Here is a 1,095-nt window from a genome sequence, read left to right on the forward strand (position 1 = left end):
TTGCGCAGGTAGCGCTTGTCCAGAGTGTAGGTCTGCTGGGTCCCCGCCAGCATCTGCCGCACCTGTTCCAGATCGGTACTCAGGTCGTCGGGATGAGTGATGTCCTGAAAAGTCAGTTGCAGTAGCTCTTCGCGGCTGTAGCCGACGATGTCGCAAAGCCGCTGGTTGACCTCACGCCAGCTGCCATCCGGTTCCACCTGCGCAATGCCGACGGCCGCCTGATCGAAGGTCGCACGGAAGGATTCTTCGCTGTCGCGCAGAGCCGCGCTGCGTAGCCTGATTTGGCGACGAAGCAGGAAGACGAAAATCACCGCCAGACCCAGGGTGCCGGCTGTCCCGATCAACGCCCACGCGAGCCACTCCGGTACGGTGGCTGGCTGGGCATTGCCCAGCCAGCGGTCGAGTGACTGGTAGTAAGCGGTGTCGCGCTGCTCGAGCAGGCCTTCGAGGTGGCGGTCGAGCGCGCTGACAATTGCCGGATCCGCGCTTTTCGCTGCGGCGTAGCGCACCGCAATCGGGTTGAAGACAATGCCGGTGGATTCGAGGCGGTCACCAGCGGAATGCAGCGTGCCGAAGACGCGGCTGACGACGCCGGCGTCGGCTTCCCCGCCAGCGACCAGGGCGAAGACCTGTTCATAGTCCTCGGCAAGCACAGGAATGATGCGTACGCCGAACTTGTCGACCAGCTCACTCAGCTGATCACTGTGCGTCGCGCCGGGGACCAGCGCCACGCGCTTGCCCTGCAGTTCGAACAAGGACTGGATCTTGCTGCCGGGCTTGGCATAGACGACGCCCCAGTTGCTGAGCACCATGTGCTTGGTAAAGCGGAAGCGATCGGCGCGTTCCGGGGTGTAGGCGATGCCGGTCAGCAGGTCGATCTCGCCCCGCTCGAGCAGGTCGAGGAGCTGCTGCCAATCGTCGTGCACGAACTGCAGCCGCCAGCCCTCTTGCGCCGCGGCGTAGTTCAATACGTCGACGGCGATGCCCTGCATCTCGCCGCTCGCATCGCGAAAGGCGATCGGTGGATTGCTGCCGACGCCGACACGCACCGTCCGTTGCTCCGCCGCAGCCGGGACAGCGGTGAGCAGAAGCAGC

The 1,095-nt window shown here is 64.5% G+C and carries 1 protein-coding gene; it reads right to left on the reverse strand.

The features are described from left to right. Nucleotides 1-1,095 (reverse strand): transporter substrate-binding domain-containing protein (locus RUW20_RS05975; RefSeq protein WP_313951294.1); only part of this gene is annotated, 1,095 nt, incomplete at both ends.

Origin of the sequence: Accumulibacter sp., from assembly GCF_032229525.1 — a bacterium.
GTDB lineage: Bacteria > Pseudomonadota > Gammaproteobacteria > Burkholderiales > Rhodocyclaceae > Accumulibacter.